This window comes from Betaproteobacteria bacterium, assembly GCA_016194905.1.
Taxonomy (GTDB): Bacteria; Pseudomonadota; Gammaproteobacteria; order Burkholderiales; family JACQAP01; genus JACQAP01.
This window is the reverse complement of the sequence record JACQAP010000005.1, coordinates 119,212-141,570: the sequence shown is the minus strand read 5'-3', so window position 1 is coordinate 141,570 and position 22,359 is coordinate 119,212. Positions and strand designations below refer to the sequence as shown.

20 protein-coding genes are annotated in these 22,359 nt (G+C 60.4%); 13 read left to right on the top strand and 7 right to left on the bottom strand.

What is annotated here, in order from left to right; all coding sequences use genetic code 11:
- Window positions 1–7: 7 nt before the first annotated feature.
- The 9 genes from cysW to ispH all read left to right on the top strand — a co-directional run bounded on the left by cysW (window position 8) and on the right by ispH (window position 8,992).
- The gene (gene cysW, locus HY067_01855) at window positions 8–886 is read left to right on the top strand and encodes a sulfate ABC transporter permease subunit CysW (protein MBI3526692.1); all 879 of its coding nucleotides are present in this window, start codon (window positions 8–10) and stop codon (window positions 884–886) included.
- Window positions 876–1,949, top strand: a complete 1,074-nt coding sequence (locus HY067_01850) for a sulfate ABC transporter ATP-binding protein (GenBank protein MBI3526691.1) — start codon at window positions 876–878, stop codon at window positions 1,947–1,949. The genes cysW and HY067_01850 overlap by 11 nt, the downstream gene beginning before the upstream one ends.
- A 28-nt stretch (window positions 1,950–1,977) precedes the next feature.
- Window positions 1,978–2,370, top strand: coding sequence for a CbiX/SirB N-terminal domain-containing protein (locus tag HY067_01845; protein ID MBI3526690.1), 393 nt, complete (start codon window positions 1,978–1,980; stop codon window positions 2,368–2,370).
- A gap of 81 nt (window positions 2,371–2,451) precedes the next feature.
- Window positions 2,452–3,417: a bifunctional riboflavin kinase/FAD synthetase gene (locus tag HY067_01840; GenBank protein MBI3526689.1), complete on the top strand. Its 966-nt coding sequence runs from the start codon at window positions 2,452–2,454 to the stop codon at window positions 3,415–3,417.
- The gene (locus tag HY067_01835; protein ID MBI3526688.1) at window positions 3,414–3,800 is read left to right on the top strand and encodes a GxxExxY protein; all 387 of its coding nucleotides are present in this window, start codon (window positions 3,414–3,416) and stop codon (window positions 3,798–3,800) included. Before HY067_01840 ends, HY067_01835 begins: the two co-directional genes overlap by 4 nt.
- Window positions 3,801–3,859: 59 nt before the next feature.
- Window positions 3,860–6,616, top strand: a complete 2,757-nt coding sequence (ileS, locus tag HY067_01830) for an isoleucine--tRNA ligase (protein ID MBI3526687.1) — start codon at window positions 3,860–3,862, stop codon at window positions 6,614–6,616.
- Entirely contained in the window at window positions 6,609–7,103 is a 495-nt protein-coding gene (locus HY067_01825; protein MBI3526686.1) for a lipoprotein signal peptidase, read from the top strand. Before ileS ends, HY067_01825 begins: the two co-directional genes overlap by 8 nt.
- A 218-nt stretch (window positions 7,104–7,321) precedes the next feature.
- The gene (locus HY067_01820; protein MBI3526685.1) at window positions 7,322–7,966 is read left to right on the top strand and encodes a sulfite oxidase-like oxidoreductase; all 645 of its coding nucleotides are present in this window, start codon (window positions 7,322–7,324) and stop codon (window positions 7,964–7,966) included.
- A gap of 84 nt (window positions 7,967–8,050) precedes the next feature.
- The gene (ispH, locus tag HY067_01815) at window positions 8,051–8,992 is read left to right on the top strand and encodes a 4-hydroxy-3-methylbut-2-enyl diphosphate reductase (GenBank protein MBI3526684.1); all 942 of its coding nucleotides are present in this window, start codon (window positions 8,051–8,053) and stop codon (window positions 8,990–8,992) included.
- A gap of 64 nt (window positions 8,993–9,056) precedes the next feature.
- Here the strand turns inward: ispH and HY067_01810 are convergent, their stop codons facing one another.
- The 6 genes from HY067_01810 to HY067_01785 are packed head-to-tail and all read right to left on the bottom strand — an operon-like array spanning window position 9,057 to window position 17,328.
- Window positions 9,057–14,162: a PQQ-binding-like beta-propeller repeat protein gene (locus tag HY067_01810; GenBank protein ID MBI3526683.1), complete on the bottom strand. Its 5,106-nt coding sequence runs from the start codon at window positions 14,160–14,162 to the stop codon at window positions 9,057–9,059.
- A gap of 33 nt (window positions 14,163–14,195) precedes the next feature.
- The gene (locus HY067_01805) at window positions 14,196–14,774 is read right to left on the bottom strand and encodes a hypothetical protein (protein MBI3526682.1); all 579 of its coding nucleotides are present in this window, start codon (window positions 14,772–14,774) and stop codon (window positions 14,196–14,198) included.
- A complete protein-coding gene (locus tag HY067_01800) occupies window positions 14,774–15,907 on the bottom strand; it encodes a PilW family protein (GenBank protein ID MBI3526681.1) in 1,134 nt (377 codons plus the stop codon). The genes HY067_01805 and HY067_01800 overlap by 1 nt, the downstream gene beginning before the upstream one ends.
- 8 nt (window positions 15,908–15,915) lie before the next feature.
- A complete protein-coding gene (pilV, locus tag HY067_01795; GenBank protein MBI3526680.1) occupies window positions 15,916–16,362 on the bottom strand; it encodes a type IV pilus modification protein PilV in 447 nt (148 codons plus the stop codon).
- 13 nt (window positions 16,363–16,375) lie between these two features.
- Window positions 16,376–16,903 carry a GspH/FimT family pseudopilin gene (locus HY067_01790; protein MBI3526679.1) on the bottom strand — a complete coding sequence of 176 codons (528 nt, stop codon included), beginning with the start codon at window positions 16,901–16,903 and terminating at the stop codon, window positions 16,376–16,378.
- A complete protein-coding gene (locus HY067_01785) occupies window positions 16,903–17,328 on the bottom strand; it encodes a prepilin-type N-terminal cleavage/methylation domain-containing protein (protein ID MBI3526678.1) in 426 nt (141 codons plus the stop codon). Before HY067_01785 ends, HY067_01790 begins: the two co-directional genes overlap by 1 nt.
- Before the next feature lie 257 nt (window positions 17,329–17,585).
- Between HY067_01785 and HY067_01780 the strand changes: the two genes are divergently transcribed.
- Both HY067_01780 and HY067_01775 read left to right on the top strand, forming a co-directional pair.
- Entirely contained in the window at window positions 17,586–18,341 is a 756-nt protein-coding gene (locus tag HY067_01780; GenBank protein MBI3526677.1) for an energy transducer TonB, read from the top strand.
- A gap of 62 nt (window positions 18,342–18,403) precedes the next feature.
- The gene (locus tag HY067_01775; GenBank protein ID MBI3526676.1) at window positions 18,404–18,835 is read left to right on the top strand and encodes a transcriptional repressor; all 432 of its coding nucleotides are present in this window, start codon (window positions 18,404–18,406) and stop codon (window positions 18,833–18,835) included.
- An 18-nt stretch (window positions 18,836–18,853) separates the two neighbouring features.
- Here the strand turns inward: HY067_01775 and HY067_01770 are convergent, their stop codons facing one another.
- Window positions 18,854–19,645 (bottom strand): 2-(1,2-epoxy-1,2-dihydrophenyl)acetyl-CoA isomerase, encoded by a 792-nt coding sequence (locus HY067_01770; GenBank protein MBI3526675.1) that lies wholly within the window; start codon window positions 19,643–19,645, stop codon window positions 18,854–18,856.
- A gap of 77 nt (window positions 19,646–19,722) precedes the next feature.
- Between HY067_01770 and HY067_01765 the strand changes: the two genes are divergently transcribed.
- Both HY067_01765 and HY067_01760 read left to right on the top strand, forming a co-directional pair.
- Window positions 19,723–20,505, top strand: a complete 783-nt coding sequence (locus tag HY067_01765; GenBank protein ID MBI3526674.1) for an enoyl-CoA hydratase — start codon at window positions 19,723–19,725, stop codon at window positions 20,503–20,505.
- 460 nt (window positions 20,506–20,965) lie between these two features.
- Window positions 20,966–22,291 (top strand): carbohydrate porin, encoded by a 1,326-nt coding sequence (locus tag HY067_01760; protein MBI3526673.1) that lies wholly within the window; start codon window positions 20,966–20,968, stop codon window positions 22,289–22,291.
- The last annotated feature ends 68 nt before the right edge of the window (window positions 22,292–22,359 follow it).

Sequence of the window (22,359 nt, the reverse complement as noted above, 5' to 3'; positions counted from 1 at the left end):
CACGCCGATGAGTTCCATTGCGCTTCCCCTCGACGCCGCGGGACGCGGCGTGCGCGCCACGCAGGAACCGGTGTGGGTGCGCTGGACCCTGATCGGCCTCGCGCTGGCGTTCCTGACGCTGTTCCTGTTCGTGCCGCTGATTTCGGTGTTCTGCGAAGCACTGAGAAAAGGCGTGGGGGTCTACTTCGCCTCCATCGTCGAGCCGGATGCGTTGTCCGCGATCGAGCTCACGCTCATCGCCGCAGCGATCGCCGTACCGCTCAACGTCGTGTTCGGTGTCGCCGCTGCGTGGGCGATCGCCAAGTTCGAGTTCCGCGGCAAGAATCTGCTGATTACCTTGATCGACTTGCCGTTTTCGGTTTCGCCGGTGGTTTCGGGACTGATTTACGTTCTGATCTTCGGCCTGCAGGGTTGGCTTGGCCCCTGGCTTGCCGAGCACGACTTGAAAGTAATCTTCGCGGTTCCGGGCATCGTGCTCGCCACCATTTTCGTTACTTTTCCTTTCGTCGCCCGCGAACTGATTCCGCTGATGCAGGCGCAAGGCAGCGAAGAGGAAGAGGCGGCGGCGGTGCTGGGCGCCAGCGGCTGGCAGATTTTCTCCCGCGTGACCTTGCCGAACATCAAATGGGGATTGCTCTACGGTGCAATCCTCTGCAATGCGCGGGCGATGGGCGAATTCGGGGCGGTATCCGTGGTGTCCGGACATATCCGCGGCAGCACCAATACCATGCCGCTGCACGTCGAAATCCTCTACAACGAATACAACTTTGCCGCCGCCTTTGCGGTGGCTTCCCTGCTGGCGTTGCTGGCGCTGGTAACCCTGGTACTCAAGAGTGTCGTCGGGGCCAGGGCCGCGACGGACAAGGAGCAAGACCATGACCATTGAAGTCCGCAACCTGTCGAAGCAGTTCGGCAGCTTTTCCGCATTGCGCGATGTCAGCCTGCAGGTACAGACTGGCGAATTGCTTGCGCTGCTGGGGCCCTCCGGATCCGGCAAGACTACGCTGCTGCGGGTCATAGCGGGACTCGAAGTGCCCGATACCGGGCAGGTGTTGTTTCATGGCGAGGATTCCACCGACCGTCATGTACGCGACCGCCGCGTCGGCTTCGTGTTCCAGCACTACGCGCTGTTCCGGCACATGACGATATTCGAAAACGTTGCGTTCGGTCTGCGTGTGCGCCCGAAGAACGTCCGTCCCGGAGAAGGGGAAATCCGGGAACGCGTATTGAAATTGCTCAAGCTGGTGCAGCTCGACTGGCTCGCCGATCGCTATCCGCATCAACTCTCCGGCGGACAGCGCCAGCGCATCGCTCTGGCACGGGCACTGGCCGTAGAACCGAAGGTATTGCTGCTCGACGAACCTTTCGGCGCATTGGATGCGAAGGTGCGCAAGGAATTGCGCGGCTGGCTGCGGCGGCTGCACGACGACATGCATATCACCAGCGTGTTCGTTACGCACGACCAGGAAGAGGCGCTCGAAGTGGCCGATCGCGTGGTGGTCATGAACGAAGGTCGCATAGAACAGATCGGTACACCAGACGAGGTGTACGACCAGCCGGCCGGGCCGTTCGTCTACGAGTTCCTTGGCCATGTGAACCTGTTTCACGGCCGCCTGCATCGCGGCCGCGCGCTGATCGGCGATATCGAACTCGACGCGCCGGAACACGCCGAAGCAGATCAGCAGCCTGCCGTTGCCTATGTCCGACCGCACGACATGGAAATTGAACGCGTGTCCAATGGGGAGACGGCGCTGCCGGCGCGCATCGTGCACATGCTGGCGGTCGGTCCGGTGGTGCGCGTGGAGCTCGCCCGCGAAGGCGGTGAGCGGACCGATCCGATCCAGGCCGAGATCAGCCGGGAGCGCTTTCGTGAACTGAAACTCGTAGCCGGCGAGCGCGTATTCATCCGGCCGCGCCGCTTCGACCTGTTTCCCAGTCAGCTACACTAGCCGGGATGCAACTTCTCCTGACTGTGAAGTGAGCCAGGCGCCGGCTTCGGCAATCCTTCTTTTTGCCCACGGTGCCCGTGACCCGTCGTGGGCGGAGCCGTTCCGCCGGATCGTGGCCCGGCTGCGCCACAAGCAACCCGGCATTCGCGTGGAACTGGCGTTTCTGGAATTGATGCAGCCAACCCTTGAATCGGCCATTGCTGGTTTGGCCGGCGAGGGCGTCGGGCGCATCACCGTGGTCCCGCTGTTCCTCGCTCAGGGCGGGCATCTCAGGGAAGATCTGCCCAGGTTGCTCGACGATATCCGCAAGCAGCATCCGGTGATGCGGATCGACGTTACGAGCGCAATCGGCGACTCGGAAGACCTCACCAACGCAATTGCCGACTGGGCCTTCGACCAGCACTTGTCCCGCTCCAACTGATCCGGTTTGGGTCCGGATCGTTTAGAACCGCGCTCCGGCGAGCCGAAAGCCGCTAGAATTCAGGCTTTTGGTCGGTTGGACATGCGAGTCTTTCGGGGTATCCCGGCGCGGGCAGACGTTCCTATCGCGCTAACTATCGGCAATTTCGACGGCGTCCATCTCGGGCACCGCGCGATGATCGCGCGTCTGGCGGAAGTGGCGCGCCGGCACGAGCTGCCGGTTGCGGTGATGACTTTCGAGCCCCAGCCTCAGGAATTTTTCGCGCCCGATCAGGCGCCGGCGCGGCTGACCTCGCTGCACGAAAAGCTGGAACTCCTGCGTGATTGCGGCGTGGACCGGGTGTACGTCTGCCGCTTCGATTACGCGCTCGCGCAACTGGCTGCGAACGAATTTGTTTCCCGGATCTTGCACGACGGCCTGGCGGTGCGCTGGCTGCTGGTCGGTGACGATTTCCGTTTTGGCGCACGACGGTCGGGTGATTTCACGCTGCTGAAGGCGCTGGCCTCCCAGTCGGGCTTCGAGGTCGAAGCCATGACCAGTGTCGCGACGGCCGGCGAACGGGTTTCCAGCACGGCAATCCGCGCCCGCTTGGAGAAGGGCGATCTCGCTGGCGCACAACAACTGCTCGGCCGGCCTTATTCGATCACCGGCCGGGTGGTGGATGGCGACAAACTCGGCGCGAAAATCGGCTACCCGACCGCAAACGTGCAGTTGAAGCGGTCCAAGGCGCCGCTGGCGGGAATCTTTGTCGTTGAAACGGACGGCCTCGGAACAGAGCCGTTGCCGGGCGTGGCGAGTCTCGGTGTGCGTCCCACCGTCAAGGAACGCGGCCGCCCGACGCTGGAAGTCCACCTGTTCGATTTCGACGGACGCATATACGGGCGGCGCATCGGCGTGCGCTTCATGAAGAAGCTGCGTGACGAGCAGAAGTTCGCCGGCATCGATGCGCTGGTGGCGCAGATGGATACGGACGCGGCCGCTGCCAGGGACTACTTCTTAACCGCGAAGGCGCCAAGGCGCAAAGGGGACGCGAAGGAATTCAAATGACGCCCGAAGAATTGGATCACATCAGCAATGAGGTGATTGGAGCCGCGATAGAAGTACATCGTGTTCTGGGGCCCGGACTATTGGAGTCGGCCTATGAAGAAAGCATTGCTTGGGAACTCGGCCTACGGAAATTTCAGCCTCGGAGACAAGTGCCTATCCCGGTTGTGTACAAGGATCTTCGGATAGAGGAAGGCTATAGGGTCGACATGATTGTCAATGAAGGGGTAATCCTAGAGTTGAAGTGTGTAGATGCTCTCGAGCCCATTCATACTGCCCAGCTTTTGACTTACTTGAAGATGACAGGACTGAAACTTGAAATGCTGCTGAATTTCAGAGTAGATGTAATGCGGCACGGAATAAAGCGCGTTGTGAACAATTTCTGATCGATTTCCTTTGCGTTACCTTTGCGCCTTGGCGCCTTTGCGGTTAAGGGTTTTTTAGAATGGCTGACTATAAAAACACACTGAACCTTCCCGATACGCCTTTCCCGATGCGCGGCGATCTCGCCAAACGCGAGCCCGGCTGGGTGCAACACTGGCAGAAAGATAAATTGTACGAGCGCATCCGTGAAGTATCCAAAGGACGGCCGAAGTTCATTCTTCACGATGGGCCGCCTTACGCCAACGGCGACATCCACATCGGTCACGCGGTCAACAAGATCCTCAAGGACATCGTCGTCAAATCGAAAACGCTGGCCGGCTTCGATTCGCCCTATGTGCCCGGCTGGGATTGCCACGGTCTGCCGATCGAGCACCAGGTCGAGAAGAAGCATGGCAAGAATATTCCGGCCGCGCAGTTTCGCAAACTTTGCCGCGATTTCGCGACCGAGCAGATCGAGCGCCAGCGCAAGGATTTCATCCGCCTGGGCGTGCTCGGGGACTGGACGAACCCTTACCGGACCATGGATTTCAAGACCGAGGCCGATACCATTCGCGCGCTGGATGCCATCAGGCGCAGGGGGTTTTTATACCAGGGCGCAAAGCCGGTGCACTGGTGTCTCGACTGTCGATCGGCGCTCGCCGAAGCCGAAGTGGAATACGAAGACCGCACTTCACCGGCAATCGATGTCGCGTTCAGGGTGCACGACAACGCGGTTTTGGCGAAGGCGCTGCGGTTTACCCACATCTATGAGCCGGTCTTCGTCGTGATCTGGACGACGACGCCGTGGACGCTGCCGGCCAACCAGGCCGTGTCGGTGCATCCGGAATTCGATTATGTGCTCGTGCACTTCTCCGCAGGGTTTTTGATCCTTGCGAAGGATCTCGCGGAAAAATGCCTGGAGGCCTACCAGATCAAAAAGCGCGAAATCGTTGCCGAGTTCAAGGGCGCGGACATCGAGAACCTGCCACTCGAGCATCCTTTCTACGATCGCATCGTGCCCGTCGTGCTTGGCGATCACGTCACTCTCGATTCCGGCACCGGCCTGGTCCACACGGCGCCTGCGCACGGCGTGGAAGACTTCGCGGTCGGCCTGCGCTACAAACTGCCGGTGGAAAACCCGGTGGATGATGACGGGCGTTTTTTCCAGAAGATCCCGCTGGTCGGCGGCCTGTCTGTGTGGCAGGCCAACGATGTCGTGATCCAGGCGCTCAAGGACCACGAGCGGCTGCTGCGCATCGAAAGCTACAAGCACAGCTATCCGCATTGCTGGCGTCACAAGTCGCCGCTTATTTTTCGCGCCACCCGCCAGTGGTTCATCGGCATGGATCACGGCAGCGACCGAAGCTTGCGGCAAATCGCCGCCACCGCGGTTGAAGCGACGGCTTTTTATCCGTCGTGGGGGCAGGCACGGCTGGAGGCGATGATTTCCAATCGGCCCGACTGGTGCGTTTCCCGGCAACGCAACTGGGGCACGCCGATGGCGTTCTTCGTTCACAGGCAAACCGGAGAATTGCATCCGCGTACCGACGAGTTGGTCGAACAGGTGGCGCAGCGCGTGGAACAGCGGGGCATCGAAGGCTGGTTCTCACTCGATGCTAGCGAGTTGCTGGGCTCCGACGCGGCGACTTACCGGAAGGTGCCGGATACGCTGGACGTCTGGTTCGATTCCGGCACGACCCATGTGTCGGTGCTGCAGCGGCGCGAGGAATTGGCCAACCCAGCCGATTTGTATCTCGAGGGTTCCGACCAGCATCGCGGTTGGTTCCAGTCGTCGTTGCTGACCGGTTGCGCGATCGACGGACAGGCGCCGTTCAAAGGGCTGCTGACGCACGGTTTCGTCGTCGATGGCCAGGGCCGCAAGATGTCGAAATCGCTCGGCAACGTCATCGCACCGCAGAAAGTCATGGATACGCTCGGTGCCGATGTCCTGCGCCTGTGGATCGCCTCGACAGACTATTCCGGCGAATTGTCTCTGTCCGACGAAATTCTGAAGCGCGTCGTCGAAGCCTACCGGCGCTTCCGCAACACTCTGCGTTTCCTGCTCGCCAACCTCGACGACTTCGATCCGACGGCGCATGAATTGCCGGTGCCGGAATGGCTCGAGATCGACCGCTATGCACTGCAGATGGCGGAGCGGCTGCAACGGCAGGTGCTCAAGGACTACGACGAATTCGAGTTCCACTACGTCGTGCAGAAACTGCAGGCGTTCTGTTCCGAAGACCTTGGCGGATTCTATCTGGACATCCTCAAGGACCGGCTTTATACGTCGGCGAAGGATTCCACGGCGCGCCGCTCCGCGCAAAGCGTTCTTTACCACATCACGCACAGCCTGCTGCGGCTGATGGCGCCCGTGCTGTCGTTCACCGCGGACGAAGCCTGGTCGATATTCACGCGCAAAGAAAAGGACAGCGTGCTGCTGCACACCTGGCACCAGTTTCCGGACGCCGGAGGAGATCTATGCGAGCGCTGGGACAAGATCCGCGCGGCGCGTTCCGAGGTGCAGAAGGAACTCGAAGCGCTGAGGGTGGCCGGAAAGATCGGCTCGTCGCTGCAGGCCGAAGTGGAGGTGTTTGCGGACGGCGAGCGCTTCGATGTGCTGAAGTCTTTGGGAGACGATCTGCGTTTCGTCTTCATCACCTCGCAGGCAAAAATCCTGCACGGCAGCGCCGGCATCGTCGTACATCCGAGCGAGTACAAGAAGTGCGAGCGTTGCTGGCACTACCGCGCGGATGTAGGCCGGGATCCGGCTTACGCGGAAATCTGCGGCCGCTGCACGGAAAATCTCTACGGGGCCGGCGAGCGGCGCGTGCATGCGTAGCCTGGGCACCTGGCTTGGTTTCAGCGCGTTGCTCGTGGTGCTCGATCAGATCACGAAATTCGTCATCCAGCGCGCGCTGGTTCCGGGTCAATCCCTCGATGTGTTACCGCCGGTGGTGACACTGGTGCTGGCCTACAACCCCGGTGCCGCGTTCAGTTTCCTTGCATCGGGTTCGGGCTGGCAGCGTTATTTTTTCCTGGTCATCGCGCTGGTCGCCTCGGTCCTGATCATCACCATGATGATCAAACATCGATCGGATCGTTTTCTGTGTTTCTCCCTTGCACTGGTCCTCGGCGGCGCCGTGGGCAATCTCACTGATCGCGCGGTATACGGCGCGGTGGTGGATTTCGTATTGCTGCGCTGGCCTGGCGGCCCCAGGCTGCTCGACCCCTGGCCGGCATTCAACCTGGCGGATTCCTGCATAACAGTCGGCGCCGCGCTATTGATCTGGGATAGTTTTCGTCGGTCCCGTGTCAAAGCAGTTTGAAGTTCAAAACCTTCACCGCAAAGGCGCAAAGACGCAAAGGAAACGCAAAGGAGGGCAGGACATTACTCGGACGAACCACGTGCGCGACGCAGTTACAGTTTCTCGACAGTTCGTAGCGCCCAATGTTTCTTGCGAATAAATGGCATTGGTTTTCTTTGCGTTTCCTTTGCGTCTTTGCGCCTTTGCGGTAAAAGAGATTTAGAGTTAGGGATAGAAAAATGCCGAACTGGGTGAAGATGATGGAAGCCAAGATTGCCCTGGCCAAACGCGGCGCGAAGCCGTCCAGGGCGAGTGACAATCCCCGCATTCCGCCGGGACAGAAGGAAGTACATGACTTCCCGGTGCTCGATCTGGGTCTGGAGCCCAAGGTTTCGCTGTCCGGCTGGAATCTGCGTGTGTTCGGATTGGTCGAGGAGGAGCTCGACTACAGCTGGAAGACATTCAACGAATTGCCGCAAGTCGACCTGACCACCGATTTTCATTGCGTCACGCGCTGGTCGCAGCTCGACATGAACTGGCGCGGTGTGCCGGCGCGGGAAATCATCATGAGCGCCCGTCCGCTGGAGAAGGCCGGATTCGTGACTCTGCATAGTGCCGACGAGTACACCACCAATCTGCCGCTTGAGGCGTTGCTCGACGATGACGTGATGATTGCGCACAGTGTGTTCGGCAAGCCGCTGCCGGCCGAGCACGGCGGACCGGTCCGGCTGGTGGTGCCGAAGCGCTACGCCTGGAAGAGCGCCAAATGGCTGACCGGCATCGAATTCCACGAAGAAGACCGGCCCGGTTTCTGGGAAGTGCGCGGTTATCACAACGAGGCCGATCCGTGGAAGGAAGAACGTTTCGCTGAAGGCAATTTATAGAAACGGCGGCGATCTATAGAGGCCGACGGCAATCTAGGGAATGCGGCGGCGTATAATTCAGGCCTCGATCAACCTGCTCACACCATGGAAGTCCTGCTCGCCAATCCCCGCGGTTTTTGCGCCGGCGTAGACCGTGCCATCGAAATCGTCGAACGCGCCCTCAAGCTGCACGGAGCGCCGATCTACGTGCGCCATGAAGTCGTTCACAACAAATATGTCGTGGACGACCTTCGTGCCAAGGGAGCGGTGTTCGTGGAGGATCTTGCCGAGATACCCGCAGGAGCGACGGTGGTCTTCAGCGCGCACGGCGTGTCGCAGACCGTCCGTCGCGACGCCGAAGCGCGAAAGTTGAACGTATTCGATGCCACCTGCCCGCTGGTAACCAAAGTGCACGTCGAAGTGGCCAAGATGCATGACGGCCAACGCGAAATCGTGATGATCGGCCACGCGGGCCACCCGGAGGTGGAAGGCACCATGGGTCAGATAGAGGGCGTGGGGCAGGTCGGCAGCGGCATGTATCTGGTGGAATCCATCCGGGACGTCGAACGCCTCAAGGTCAAGAATCCGGACAACCTGGCGTTCGTGACCCAGACTACGTTATCTGTGGACGATGCACGTTCGATCACGGAGGCGCTCAGGCGCCGCTTCCCTGGAATCCTCGGGCCTAAAAAAGACGATATCTGTTATGCCACGCAGAACCGCCAGGATGCGGTCAAGGTGCTGGCGAAGCAGTGCGATGTGTTGATCGTCGTCGGCTCGCCGAACAGTTCGAACTCCAACCGGCTGCGCGAGGTCGCGTCCAATCTCGGCGTGCCCGCCTACATGCTGGACAACGCCGCCGATCTGAAGCCCGAATGGGTGGAAGGGAAAAAGGTGGTGGGCGTGACGGCCGGTGCATCCGCACCGGAAGTGCTGGTGCAGGCGGTCATCGCCCGGCTCAATTCGTTGGGCGCCGGGCCGGTCAGGGAACTGGAAGGTATCGCGGAACGGGTGACATTTCCCTTGCCCAAGGCACTCGCGGGTTAATTTCCTGCGACAAAAAAGAAAAGCGGCTCGCATGGCGAGCCGCTTTTTTGTTGCTTTGCCGCTCCTATTGCAACTCTCGGAAGGAACTCCGACGGCCGGTCGGGCTCGGCGAGGAGAATGGAGGCGCCAGGTTGGGGTACTTGTTGTCTGACGTGGTTACAATCGCAACCGTCTTGTTGTTGGGCAGGCGCACGATGCTGATACCGACGACCAGTGAATTTCCGACCAGCACGCCGGCGAGCGTGTTGCCCGAGGACTGGACGTATCCACCGGTCTTGTAGTCGAGGAAATTCAGGTACGACGTGCCGCCGGAAGTGCAGGCGCTGGAGGCCGGAATGTTCGAGCCGACAATCAGGGTGCCAAGTTGCAGCTTGGGATCCACGTTCACCCGCTCTCCGCTGTTCGGAAGATCGGCTCTCCATCCATTTTTCGCCGTCAGGTCGACCGCATTCGAGGTCGCCGTGCGAATTCCCGCACCGGTCCCGGACGTACCATTCGTCAGCGTCTGTGCCACAACCGTGGTGCCGCGTGCGTTGATGGGTGTGGACGGGGCAACCCCGTTGGTCGCGTCCTTGATGCCGTAGATGGTCTGTACCTGGGTCGATGGCAGGTCGCTGGTGCCCAGATAGCGCCCGGTTCCGACGTAGGTCATCGCCACACCGTTGACGTCACCCAGCTCCGGCTTCGTTGTCACCGGTTGTGCCACGCCCGACGGGTCCGTGTACCGGGCGATTGCGTACGCGGTGGCGGTATCCAGGTTGAAGCGCCACAGATATCCCTGCAGGTCGCCGCCGTAAACCCTCAGCGTCGTATTGTCGACGTTGGTGTCGTCAACCCAGTTGTTGATCCGTGCCAGGCCGAGCGGCGTGGCGGTACTGCCCGGGCTCAGGAACTGACTCGCATTGGCGGCCTGGATCTTCTTCAGGATCACCCCGGTGATGGGATCCAGCACATAGACGTAGCCTTTGCCGTCTCCCGGGCTGACGTTGTTATAACCCGAAGTCACGACGACGACCCATTTCCCATTGGTGGCAGGGGACACGGGTGCCAGCTTGGTGATGATCGGGTTGCCGTAGGACAAACCGAGGTCGCAATCGTCCTTGTCGGTACCGAGCACTGTTGCGCTCGGGCAGCTCGCCGTGGCTCTGACGTTGAATTCCCACAGCCCGATGGGCGTCGCCGGATCCGTGACATCGAGAGCGTAGAAGCTCCTTCCGCCGCTGGCGAGACCGCCGACCAGAATGGTTTTCCATTTCGCCGCGACGGGATCGTAGACGTCTCCGACAGTCGGCGACCCATCCACATAGTATTGGTGGCGGTTGGCGTAGTCCTTATCCGCCAGGCGATACAGATTCGGGATCAAAATGTTGGGGATGTAGGCCCAGCGCTCCGTCCCGGTATCGCCATTCAACGCGTGCAACATGCCGTCATTGGCCGCGATATACACGTTCGCGCTACGGGCGCTGCCGACGTCGACGCCGGCAACGACATTGACAGGATCGCGGGAGCCGCTGTAGATGCCGCTACAACTCACGCCGGCCGTGTTGACGCACTCCTTGAAGTTGGCTCCGGCAGGCGAGGCGAACCCGGCGTCGGCGTAGCCGGCCGAAATCTTCTTTACGTACACCGGCGCGCCGTCGACTACGTCGCCCAGAACATGCTGCCTGTCGCGATAGAGCTGGTTCCCGGCGGCGACGGAGGCTTGGGCTTCAAAGGAACTGTCGCCGCGAATGAAGCTGACGAGGTTCGACCCTGCGGCTGCCGTTTGCTGTGTGGCGGTGAGGCTGCCCCACTGGCTCAATGCCGCGCCCCCCGTGCCGATCCACGCGGCATTGAAATAGGCCTGCTCGGTCGCGGTGAGGTTCGCCCAGGCGAAGTCCTGCAGCTTGTTGGTGCTGCTGCTATTGAAGCGCTTGATGCTGCGGTTGTTACCTCCGGGCGTCGTGGCATTCGTCAGTGTATCGAGCTGGGCTTGCGCACTCCAGATGGAAGGCGGGGCGCTGACCGCACCGGTGCTCAGGTCGATGGTGCGCGCTTCCACGTCTCCATTCCAGCGCACGGTTTCGTAGCTGGCGACGTACGCGAAGTTGTCACCGGCGACGGGCTCGAGGTTACTGGTTGCCGCTGCGGCGGCCGAGCCGGTCGTTGCCGTGACGCCGGACAGCGCGTTCGACAGTCCGGACACGAGCTGGGCCGGATCCTTGGCACTGAAGTACGTGCCCCGGCCGTCCACCGCCGCGTGCCACAAATCGTCCACGGCACTAACCGTGTCGGCAACCGGCTGCGGCCAGTTCATCGTTCCGTTCTTGATGGCGAGGAAATCCCCGGTCGGGTTGGTGCGGTAGTCCGAAGCGTACGTCAGCGTACCGTCCACGCCCAATCCGAGGGTGAAGGTGGTCATATGCTGCCAGCTCGCGCTGTCGTTTTGCGGGTCGGTGCCAGGCTGTCCCGGGACGTTATTGGTGGTGCCGACGTCGAGCTGGGTCCCCGAGACCGCTGCCCCGAGCGAGCCCGGCGCGCGCAAGTCGGTCATGTAGTAGTACTGGGCCACGTCGGCCAATGTATCCGGATAGCCCAGCGGGCCGGACGTCGAAGTGTTGGTGACGACCGACTTCGGATTCGGCGTAATGGTGAAGTCCGCAGACGTGATCGCCGCCCCTGTCGATGTGGACGTTGTCGCACCGGTGACGGAGGTCGATGCTGCTGGCGAGGGGCCGCCGGTCGTCGTGTTCGACGTGACGCTGCTGCTGGAACTGGTTGCCGCCGCGACCGGTGCTCCGGTGACCACGGGAGCGGAGGTCGCGCCGTTTACGGTAGTCGTCGGGTTGGCCGTTTTAGCGCCAACGGTGCAAGATTGCGCAATGGTAAAAGTCGGGCCGCTCGTGGTCCCGCTATAGGTTGTAGTCGGGGCACCCGCGCCGATGGTCGTCACGATTCTGTTGTAACCCATGACGCGCTGCAGCTTCAGCGTACGCCCTGCAATGGTACACGTATAGGTCGTCTGCGGGTTCGGGCTGCCGGCGAACGCCGCAGCAAAAGCGCTGGGGAGGTTTGTGCCGTTTGCGCTGCTGACCCATTGCGCCGTTTCGGTGACTGGCGTTGTCGTGGTCGAGGTCAGGTTTACGCATGAACCGGGATCGGAGAATGCATAGGCGGTTCCGCTCGTCGTGGGAGCGCCGGCCGTGCTGCCGACCGTGACAACAGTCTGGTTATAGGTCGTGGTGCGCCGCTTGATGCGTGCCTGCCCGGCTCCACAAACGCCGGCTTGGTTGGCTCCCGCCGCAACCCCGTTGATGGTGCCGAAGGTGCTGGTGGCGTTGGCAACCAGAGTCTGCTCGTCCACAACGGTAAATTGCGTGACCACCGTGTTGGTCAGAGCGACGCAGGAACCGACATCGGCAAACGCGTAGGTCGCGCCCAGTACGGGAGCGGCCGCCACGCCGCCGGTCGTGACCACGGTGCTGGTAGCGGTAGTGGTACGGCGTTTGATGCGTCCAAAATTCGCAGCACAGGTACCGGCCTGATTATCGCCCGCGCTGATGCCGTTGACCGCGGCAAAGGTGGTGGTGGCATTGCCGTTGACGGCCTGTTCATCCACCTTCGTTGTCGGGGTCACCGCGGTCGTCACGACCGCGTTGCAAGCGGTAATGTCCTGGTAAGTCGTGGTCGTCGAGGGTGTGGTGCTTAACACGACGCCGTCGCGCGAGACCACGGTGCTGATTGAAGACGAGGTCTGCTGCTTGACGCGGCTGAAGTTCGCCGAACAACCGCAAGGCGTGGCGCCAAAAACGGTGGCGCTTCCGGTGCAGATCTGCTGCGTATAGGTGCTGTTCGAAGTCACGGCGGTGAGCTGGAACGAACCGTCGAGCAGCGGACGCGGCGCCGTCGTCGGGTCCGAGTCCTGATTCCCGATCGCGCTGCCGTCCAGTTTCTGGCCGGCATTGCCGTTCCAGAACCCGTCGGTCGACATGATCGTGAAGTTTTGCTGACACGAGTACTGCATCGGATCGTCGGTGATGCCGTTGTTGATGCCGGTGGTCACGTGGGCATAGTAGCGACCGACCCGGGACAGGGCTTCCCGCAATGGCGTCGACAGGTTCGGATTCTGTGCGTAGAACTTCGTGTACCAGTTATTCTTTTGTCCGCCAGCGCCAGCCGTGAAATCCGCCATGGGAAGAAATTTCGCGGACGCGACCGGGCTGCCGGGATTGATGGTGATAAAGCCGACGCGGAAGCTGTCGGTGACCTGCTTGAATGCCAGACCCGCCGCCGATTTCATCATCTGCATGCGGGTGCGATAGTAGGCATACCAGTTGGCGAAGTTGGTCATTTCCTGCGCGTAGCTGCAGCCGGTTGCCCCGACTGCGCCGGAACAGTCGGTGCGTGATGCGGCCCGCGGGTAACTGGCCGTACCCGGAACGATGTCCGTCCGCGTGAAGCCGTCGCTGCCGGTTCCATACTTCGGATACTGGTACGTAGCCGTTTTCTTGGCCTGGCAGGTGCCCGTACCGAAGCCGCTGGCGTTCGCGCTGCTACACCACGCCAGGCTGCTGACGGTGTAGTAGTAAGGGTTCAGGGTGCCGGCAGCGGAACGCAGACGGTTGTATGTCCCGTTCGGATAGGTCCAGACGCCGGCCTGGATCGGTCTCTTGCATACGCCGCTTGCAAACGGGGCGGTGAGATCGGAGGTGGTCGGCGAATTCGTATTGCACCAGACCGTGTCAGGATAGGCTGTGGTCAAGTCAATGGTGCCGCTGAACTGGATGCCAAAAGCGTCGTTCGGCACCGCGGTCCAGGTGGTGTAGCTCGGGAAACTGGTCCCGTCATAGTTAACCGCCGGCGTATACGTAATGGTCGGGTTGTAGTAAATGCCGTTGAACTGCGCGCTGTTGTGCGGGGGATCGGCGAAACTACAGTTGGTCAAACTGGAACCCGTGCTTTTGCATGCCGGATCGAAGTCGACGGAGTCCGGCATGAAGTCCCAGTTCATGCTTCCGGAGGCATCCAGCAGGAACATCAGATTGGGCTTCACGACCGAACTGGCCGTGTTGGCCATCGGCGCACTCGCGATGTCGGTCAATGCGGCGTTGACCGTGGTCATGGCAAACCCCATGCCAAGGACAAATGCCATTTTGGTCAAGATCAAGCTCGTCGGTGAAGTGCGCTTCATGATGGCTCCCGTATGCATAACGGATCTGATGGATCAATAAATAAACGCTTGAATGTAACTGACGGTGAACTTCGGTCCTTCGATCTTCGCGGTGATCCGATAGAACACCAGCGACGTCCCGGCCAGCGGCGAGCTGCCATAAGAGCCGCCGCCCTTGGTGCTGCCCACCGACACCGTGGCAACCTTGGCGCAATCCGTTGCGTCGATCGATTTGGCGGATTCGTTGCACATGCGGTGGGCGACGTAATAGATGGCGTTGCCGTTATTGTCATTCCCGACAAACGTGCCATTTGCCGGCCAATCGAAGGTCTTCGGGTCGAAGGAAGGCTGCCAGTTGGCAAAATACCCGGCCTGGTCTGCCTCCAACTGGCCCGGCGTCTTCGACGTCACCCAGGTGCGGGCCGCCTCGACCGCGGCGTCCCCGGCGCTTGAGGCGGCGTTTTTGAAAGCCAGGTTGCCCGCAATCAGGTTGTTGGTGTCGACCGAGCGCATCATCGCGAGTCCAGCCAGCGTCATGGCCACCAGGACGATCAGCGCGATGAATAACACCACGCCTCGCTGCGCGCTGCGCGTCGTACGAATCCGGACAATCTTCGGATTTAGGGATGTCATCAGTTGCTCCAGATCATGTTGCGCAGGGGTACCACCGTTTCATAAACGCGATAACGGTAGTCACGCCAGTCGGTAAGAAGATCGGGATTCGTCATGGTGAAAGCGCCGCCGTACCATGTGGGGGCGGCGGCGGTAACGTGACTACCGTCCTCGCGCAGTTTTTCGAGTTTCGCGCTGCGCGCCAATAGGGCAATGCGAATCGCGCGTACCTGCATCCATTGCGCCGAGGTAGCCGGCAGTGTGGTATCCCAGGTGTCCACCACGGCGTCGCCATCGGTATCCTTGCCGTACTGGGCCTTGAGTTGCACGATGCCGTCGCCGATGTCCGCATCCGACGTACCATCCCCGTCCGCATCCTGCGCCGGAACGTAGGGCATCAGAGTTTTGGTCTGCAGCTTGTCGTTGCCAATCTGATAAGTCACGACGGTGGGCGAGCGGCCCAGCGTGAATAGCAGCGCGGCAGTTGAGTAACCGACGCCGGAACCGCCGCCTTTGTTGTAACTGGCTGTCGCGTTGATCGTTTGATTGGCGGCATTGACGTAGCTATAGGGGGCCGCGTTGGCGTGCATGACGGTATTGACTGCCGCCGGGAGAAATCCGGTGACCTCGGCCATGGAGCAGTTGAGCCCTGCTTCGCTGGCCACGACGAGATCGCCCGCCAGAATGCCCGCCGCATTTTTCAACGGAAAATCCGCACCAGAGGCCGCGCTGCTGACGAATGCGTCGCCTTCCACGACGTTTGGCGAACTGCCGTATATCACCGTGATCTTGTCCGGCGCGCCCGCGGCGCCAACGGTGATGACCACCGGGGCCATGAGAAAAGTGAAGTCGGGGGCCGGTCGATTGCTGTTGTAGGCGAGCGTGGTGCAGCCGATCATGTTGTTGTCTGCCGAGACCATGCCGAAGCCCGCGCTGCGGATTGTGCTTTCCAGCGTAAACAGGGCGATGTTGCCGCTGATCTGTGCGTCGCTGGTGCCTGTTGTGGTGCGCTTTCTTTCTTCGGACGTCGCATACACTTGCATGATGACGATCATGCCGATCAATCCAATGAGCACCGCGGCCAGAATTTCCGGCAGGCTCATGCCTCGCATGAAATGCGGGCTTTGAAGCTTCTTGTTCAAGCGCTGACGCATGGTTGGCCTCAATTGATGTAAGCCGTCATGACGAACTGATGAACCGTCGTGTCGGTCGGATTTCTCCACCGGAGAGTCACCGTGGTTTGTGTGCCGACCGCTGCGCCGAGCGAGCTGGCACCAACCGTGACAATGGGAGGGTTTGCGGCTGCATCCGGCAGCGATGCGTCGACCTGTGCGATCCAGGTGGTCAACGCGGCGGGGGCGGTACCGGTTCCAGTGTATTGGTAGCTCGCCAGGGCCGCGCGGTTCAGCCACATTTCACCGACCAACTGGGTCGCCAGGTTGCTGGCCTCCGCGCGGTCCCGCGAGTCGGTGGCAAGCTTGATGCCCATCGCTTGCATGCCGACCATGGCCAGAATGCCGAGGGAGAAAATCAGGATGCCGATCAGCGCCTCCAGCAGCATGACGCCTGACTGGGCGTTGCGCAATGAGCGTCTTGAAGTCGTTGTCATGGGGACACTCCAGTTAGCATTTCCGGGAATCGCCGGCTGCCGATACTTGCGGGTCGCACATTTTGATCTGCCCGCCTACTGCCACCGTTACGTTGAGGCAGCGCATATTTCCGGTTCCGGTGCCGCACGCGCCGCCGGTCGGGTTCGTCACCTGGATAGTGGCGGCAGCCAGCAGATTGGTCTTTCCCAGGCCGTCGAAGGTGATGGTCGGATCGGTCGTGGCAATCACCGCGTTAGGGGTGCCCTCCGCGGCGCTGCGCGATTGAACTGTTGCCGGTTCGAGTGCAGAAGGCGTTACGATGGTGACGGACCAGCTCGAATCGGGTCCAACCATCGTGAAGCTGACCGATTTATTGCGTTGTACTGCGTTGGCACGGGCCAATTGCAGTCCGTTGAATATCGATTCGGCCGCATTGCGCACCTGCACGTTCTGCAGCCAGGCCGTAAAACTTGGCACCCCCAACGCCAGCAGGACGCCAATGATTACGAAGCCGATCAGCAGCTCGATCAAGGTCATGCCGGCTGCAGCACGCGTGCGCATCAGCAGGTCCCGTTCTTTCTGACGATCCAGCACGTTGCGTTGCCGGTCCAGCCCTTCGTGGTAGCCGGCGCAGTGACGGTGGTCGTTCTGGCGTTGCTCTGGTCGATGGTGAAAGCCATTCCGGCGACGTCGGTTGCAGGAATGCCGGTGGCAGTGATCGTATAAGTAGTGGGAGTCAGGTTCGAGCAAGCGTAAGTAAAGTATTTGTTATTCGTCGTAGAGCACGGCATGCCTGTATACATCCTGTTGTCCTGGAACCACTGCTCCGACTGCACCCGCATCGCAAGGAGATTCGAATAAGCCTCGGTCAGCTTGCCGCGGACCACGTACTGATTATAGGAAGGCAGAGCAATCGCGGCGAGAATAGCCACAATCGCTACAACGATCATCAATTCGATTAGCGTGAATCCGCCAGGCTTCTTCATACGTTCCTCCTTTTTGGTATTCGAAGACTAGCGACAGGAAGATCGATATGCCACCGTCTTCCGACAAGAGGTCGGTTTGGCAGAATGAACGGCGGGGAAAGCTCTAGCCATGGGGCGCCCATGGCATTATCGTTGGCGGACGAATTTTGTCAGTCCGAAACGTTTTCCGCGGCCTCTTTGAAAAGGCTGGTGGAATAAGTGCCCAAGGCGGGCACACGGCATTGATATTTATCGGCTAAGCCATGTAAAGAGAGGCGATGATCAGCGATACGTTTTTTATCTTCCGCCGGCCGCTGGACCCGCACAGACGGCTGGGCATGGCTCTACTGGCGTCGGCGCTACTGCATGCGCTCATGCTGTTTTCATTGTCAAGATATTCTGTCCATGGCAATGTTTTTACCCGGCCTGTGGTTGCGCCGTTGAGCGTGCGGATCGAGAGGTTGCCCGAGTCGCCGGAAGCTGCGCCGATCGTGGTCAAGGATAAAAAAGCTTCGCTTCATCAGAAGCCCAATGCGCCCAAGCCGGTGGTGCCTGCCGCACCCGCGGATATCGAGCAGTCCTTATCTCAGCCCGGGGTATCGGTCTCCGATACCTTGTATTTGCGACCGATTTCCGGCCGTGTCAGCAGTCCATTGCTGGCGACCGATGAATATCGGCGAAGTTCCGATATCAGCGAAAAACCCGAGGCGGTCGCGATGAGAGTCCCAAAATATCCCCGACCGGCATGGGAGCAAAAGCTTTCCGGCTGGGTCATCGTCATGTTGTTCGTGGACGAAGGAGGGAAGGTCGTCGATACGGCCGCGGTTGAATCCAGCGAGTCGTTCAATGACTACGAAAGAGACGTCGCAGAGGAACTGCGTGGCTCCATTTTTACGCCTGGAAAACTCGACGGACGAGCGGTCAAAACGCGGATATTTGCCATGGTGCGGTTCGATTCCCAAGCCCTGTCCGGCCTTGAAACCGCCAAGGATACAATCGCGCCTGTCCCGGTCGAAAACAAGGAAAAGCGCTAATGTTTTGCGCTCCTTGAGGCTGAGGTTAGACGGAGTCCAATTCTTATCTTATAATCCTTGCCATGGATGCGGCGCAGTACAACAGAAACAATTTGGCGGACAAGCTTCGCGCCCACGGGATCAATCCAACCCACCAGCGCATTGAAATTGCGCACGCCTTGTTTTCCCGTTGCGAACACCTGTCGGCCGAGCAGATCATGGCGATCGTCAATGAACGCCACTCCGAGACATCCAAGGCAACGGTCTACAACACGCTCAATCTCTTCCTCGAAAAGAAGCTCATCCGGGAAGTGATCGTCGATCCGAACAAGGTCTTCTACGACCCGAATACTTCACCGCACTATCATATGTATGACGTCGAGTCCGGCAAGCTCACGGACATCGATGCCGTCGATATCCGCGTTTCCGGATTACCGTCGCTCCCGGCCGGCATGGTCACCGAGGGCATGGACATCGTCATCCGCGTGCGTCCCGCGGACTTCCCGCAGGTATAGTTCTGCCGCAATTGTTTTTCAGTGGCCGGTGAATCTCGCCGGACGTTTATCCCTGAAAGCAGCCACACCCTCGCGGAAGTCCTCGCTTTTCGCCGCTTCGCGCTGCAGATCGCGTTCGAGATCGAGCTGCTGATCGAAAGTATGGTTTGCGGACGCGTAGATCGCGCGCTTGGTCAGCCCCAATGCCCGGGTCGCCTGTCCGGCCAGTTGTCGCGCCAGCGCGGTGGCTTCAGTCATGAGCTGATGGTCGTCGACGCATTTCCAGATCATTCCCCATTGTTCCGCCCGTTCCGCGCTGACTTTCTCCGCAAGCATCGCGGCGGCCATTGCGCGCGCCGTGCCGACCAGGCGTGGCAGCGTGTACGTGCCGCCGGCATCGGGAATCAAGCCGATACGGTTGAACACCTGGATGAAGCTCGCCGATTTCGCGGCAATCACGATGTCGCAGGCGAGCGCCAGGTTGCAACCGGCGCCGGCGGCGACACCGTTGACCGCGCAGATCACCGGATACGGCAGCGCGCGCAACCGCTTCAGCAGCGGGTTGTAGTTCTTTTCCAGCGAACTGCCCACATCGGTGGTTTCGCTGCCGTCTCCCATCATGCGCTCGGAGAGATCCTGCCCGGCGCAGAAGCCGCGGCCGGCGCCGGTAATCATCAGCACGCGCACACTGCGGTCGGCCTGGATGATTTGCATGGCCTGCTTCAGATCCGCATGCATTTCACCGGTGAAGGAATTCAGTTTGTCCGGACGGTTCAAGGTGATCGTCGCGACCCCCTCGGCGATATCCAATAAAATGGCATTGAATTTCACTGGCGTTTTCCTTTTCTTGTCCTCGTCCGCGGATGCGGCCGTCGACGGATTATAAAACTCACCCGGAAGGACAGGTCATGACCTACGAAAATATCATCGTCGAAACCCGCGGCAAGGTCGGACTGATCATGCTCAACCGCCCCAAGGCGCTGAACGCACTGTCGCCGGACCTGATGCGTGAAATGTCCGCCGCGTTCGACGCCTTCGAAGCCGACGAGAACATCGGCTGCATGATTGTCACCGGCAGCGACAAGGCGTTTGCCGCCGGTGCCGACATCAAGGCCATGAAGGAAAAGACCTACATGGACGTCTACAAGGAGGATTTCATCACCGCCGAATGGGAGCGCGTTACGCGTTGCCGCAAGCCGGTGATCGCTGCGGTGGCAGGTTACGCTCTTGGCGGCGGATGCGAACTGGCGATGATGTGCGACTTCATCATTGCGGCGGACAATGCAAGATTCGGTCAGCCCGAGATCAACCTCGGCATCATCCCCGGCTCCGGCGGCACCCAGCGGCTGCCGCGCTTCGTCGGAAAATCCAAAGCCATGGAGATGGTGCTGCTGGGTCAGGCGCGCACGATGGATGCTGCCGAGGCGGAGCGCGCCGGTCTTGCAAGCCGGGTCGTGCCGCTGGCGGAATTGATGAACGAGGCGCTGAAGGCCGCGGACAAGATTTGCGAATTGTCCCTCCCGGTCGTAATGATGGCGAAGGAATCCGTGAACCGCGCCTTCGAGACGACGCTGGCGGAAGGCGTCCGTTTCGAGCGGCGGCTGTTTCATTCGGGCTTCGCGATCGAGGACCAGAAGGAGGGCATGGCCGCGTTCGTGGAGAAGCGCAAACCCGTCTTCAAGAACCGCTGACGGCAAATTCAAATGCAGTAAAAATTTACGGAATTTTTACTTTACCGTTCAATTTTCCGAGATACACTTCACCCCGTTATTGTTGAATGCGGAGGCCCCCGTGGGCACTAGTTCGAGTGGCAGTAGTCGCCGATCCTTGAGGAACGGCGGTCTCTCGGCAGGATAACGCAGGCATTTCCCCTGCCGCTCCCGCCGAAAGCGGGAAGCGGCGTCCAGGCGAAGACCATCGCTCTCGCCTTCAAAAAGCTTCCATCTCACTTGACATGGGCGGACGGTCGGCTTTCTAGCCGAGCAACTGCCTAAAGACTGGCCGGGCACCCCTGGGGTGCTTCGTGATGCGAGTTGGTCCTGCAGACCGATGCGCGTCGCTTCAGTCTTGCCGGATATTCTGGCGAGGCATGGTCGGTGTGTGCTGACCGGGGGCTCTGCCTCGATGAATTCTGTTTTCGGGGAGAGGTCCATGACCTTGCTGTTGAAACATCGCCGCACGGCGGCCATTGTCGGCGCGTTGCTGCCCGTCTTAGTCTGGGGACAACCACCCGAGTCCGAGGACTGGAACGCCAAGCTCCAGGCCACCTACGTCTGGCAGGCGAAACGACCTTTCACTGCTGCCTATTCCGGGCAGAACAGTCTTTCCACCGAGCGGGAGAAAAGTTATTCGTTTACCGCCACCGCGGCGCTGGGCTTCCGTCCGTGGTCTGGTGGCGAGTTCTATTTCGACCCCGAGGCGGTGCAGGGCGTGCCACTCTCCAACCTGACGGGTCTGGGCGGCTTCACCAATGGCGAGATCGCCCGTACCGCCGGGCCGACGCTCAAGTTTTACCGGGCGCGCCTGTTCCTGCGCCAGACCTGGGGCATGGGCGGGGGCAGCGAGAAGGTGGAATCGGACGCCAACCATCTCGCCGGCATCGTGGATAAGCGGCGTGTCGTTCTAACTGCCGGCAACCTGTCGGTGCTAGACATCTTCGACGACAACGCCTACAGCCACGATCCGCGCACCCAGTTTCTCAACTGGTCCGTGATGACGCATGGCGCCTACGACTACGCGGCGGATGCACGCGGCTACTCATGGGGCACGGCATTGGAGTATTTCCACGATAACTGGGCCATACGCGCTGGACGCTTCATTCAGCCGAAAGAACCCAACCAACTTCCGCTCGACTCGCGAATTATTCAGCACTACGGCGACCAGATCGAGGTCGAGCGGGCGCACACACTTGGAAATCAGCCGGGCACGATGCGGGTCCTGGCCTTCCGCAATCGCGCCGTAATGTCCCGCTTTAGCGATGCGCTCAATCTTGCGGCCCAGAGCGGGGCCACACCCGACATTAACGCCGTACGCACGGGGGAACAGATCAAGGCCGGTATCGGCATCAATCTGGAACAGGCGATCACCCCTGATGTGGGTCTGTTCGCGCGCGCCATGTGGGCGGACGGGCAAACCGAAACCTATGCCTTCACAGAAATAGACCGCTCACTTTCTGGCGGCGTTCTCATCAAGGGCGGCGCCTGGGGACGTGTTCAGGACTCTTTGGGCGTGGCCTTAGCCCGGAACGGCCTGTCGGCGGTCCATCGCGCTTACCTGGCGGCTGGGGGGGTCGGCTTCTTTGTCGGTGACGGACGACTCAATTACCAGCCAGAGAATATCGTCGAAGTTTTCTACAGCTTGAATGTCTTCAAGAGGAACTGGGTCACTTTCGATATGCAGCGCATCGAGAACCCGGCCTACAACGCGGATCGCGGCCCGGTTGACGTCGGCACGATTCGCCTGCATACGGAGTTTTGAGAAACCGATGGACGGTCCATCGTTCATACCGCCGCTCTGATCGCTCCAAACGGCGGGGATATAAGGAG

What these genes read in the sequence shown, in the direction of transcription:
- cysW (MBI3526692.1), top strand. Translation starts at nt 8, where the DNA reads ATGAGTTCCATTGCGCTTCCCCTCGACGCCGCGGGACGCGGCGTGCGC.
- HY067_01850 (MBI3526691.1), top strand. Translation starts at nt 876, where the DNA reads ATGACCATTGAAGTCCGCAACCTGTCGAAGCAGTTCGGCAGCTTTTCC.
- HY067_01840 (MBI3526689.1), top strand. Translation starts at nt 2,452, where the DNA reads ATGCGAGTCTTTCGGGGTATCCCGGCGCGGGCAGACGTTCCTATCGCG.
- HY067_01835 (MBI3526688.1), top strand. Translation starts at nt 3,414, where the DNA reads ATGACGCCCGAAGAATTGGATCACATCAGCAATGAGGTGATTGGAGCC.
- ileS (MBI3526687.1), top strand. Translation starts at nt 3,860, where the DNA reads ATGGCTGACTATAAAAACACACTGAACCTTCCCGATACGCCTTTCCCG.
- HY067_01825 (MBI3526686.1), top strand. Translation starts at nt 6,609, where the DNA reads ATGCGTAGCCTGGGCACCTGGCTTGGTTTCAGCGCGTTGCTCGTGGTG.
- HY067_01820 (MBI3526685.1), top strand. Translation starts at nt 7,322, where the DNA reads ATGCCGAACTGGGTGAAGATGATGGAAGCCAAGATTGCCCTGGCCAAA.
- ispH (MBI3526684.1), top strand. Translation starts at nt 8,051, where the DNA reads ATGGAAGTCCTGCTCGCCAATCCCCGCGGTTTTTGCGCCGGCGTAGAC.
- HY067_01810 (MBI3526683.1), bottom strand. Translation starts at nt 14,162, where the DNA reads ATGAAGCGCACTTCACCGACGAGCTTGATCTTGACCAAAATGGCATTT.
- HY067_01805 (MBI3526682.1), bottom strand. Translation starts at nt 14,774, where the DNA reads ATGACATCCCTAAATCCGAAGATTGTCCGGATTCGTACGACGCGCAGC.
- HY067_01800 (MBI3526681.1), bottom strand. Translation starts at nt 15,907, where the DNA reads ATGCGTCAGCGCTTGAACAAGAAGCTTCAAAGCCCGCATTTCATGCGA.
- pilV (MBI3526680.1), bottom strand. Translation starts at nt 16,362, where the DNA reads ATGACAACGACTTCAAGACGCTCATTGCGCAACGCCCAGTCAGGCGTC.
- HY067_01790 (MBI3526679.1), bottom strand. Translation starts at nt 16,903, where the DNA reads ATGCGCACGCGTGCTGCAGCCGGCATGACCTTGATCGAGCTGCTGATC.
- HY067_01785 (MBI3526678.1), bottom strand. Translation starts at nt 17,328, where the DNA reads ATGAAGAAGCCTGGCGGATTCACGCTAATCGAATTGATGATCGTTGTA.
- HY067_01780 (MBI3526677.1), top strand. Translation starts at nt 17,586, where the DNA reads ATGATCAGCGATACGTTTTTTATCTTCCGCCGGCCGCTGGACCCGCAC.
- HY067_01775 (MBI3526676.1), top strand. Translation starts at nt 18,404, where the DNA reads ATGGATGCGGCGCAGTACAACAGAAACAATTTGGCGGACAAGCTTCGC.
- HY067_01765 (MBI3526674.1), top strand. Translation starts at nt 19,723, where the DNA reads ATGACCTACGAAAATATCATCGTCGAAACCCGCGGCAAGGTCGGACTG.
- HY067_01760 (MBI3526673.1), top strand. Translation starts at nt 20,966, where the DNA reads ATGACCTTGCTGTTGAAACATCGCCGCACGGCGGCCATTGTCGGCGCG.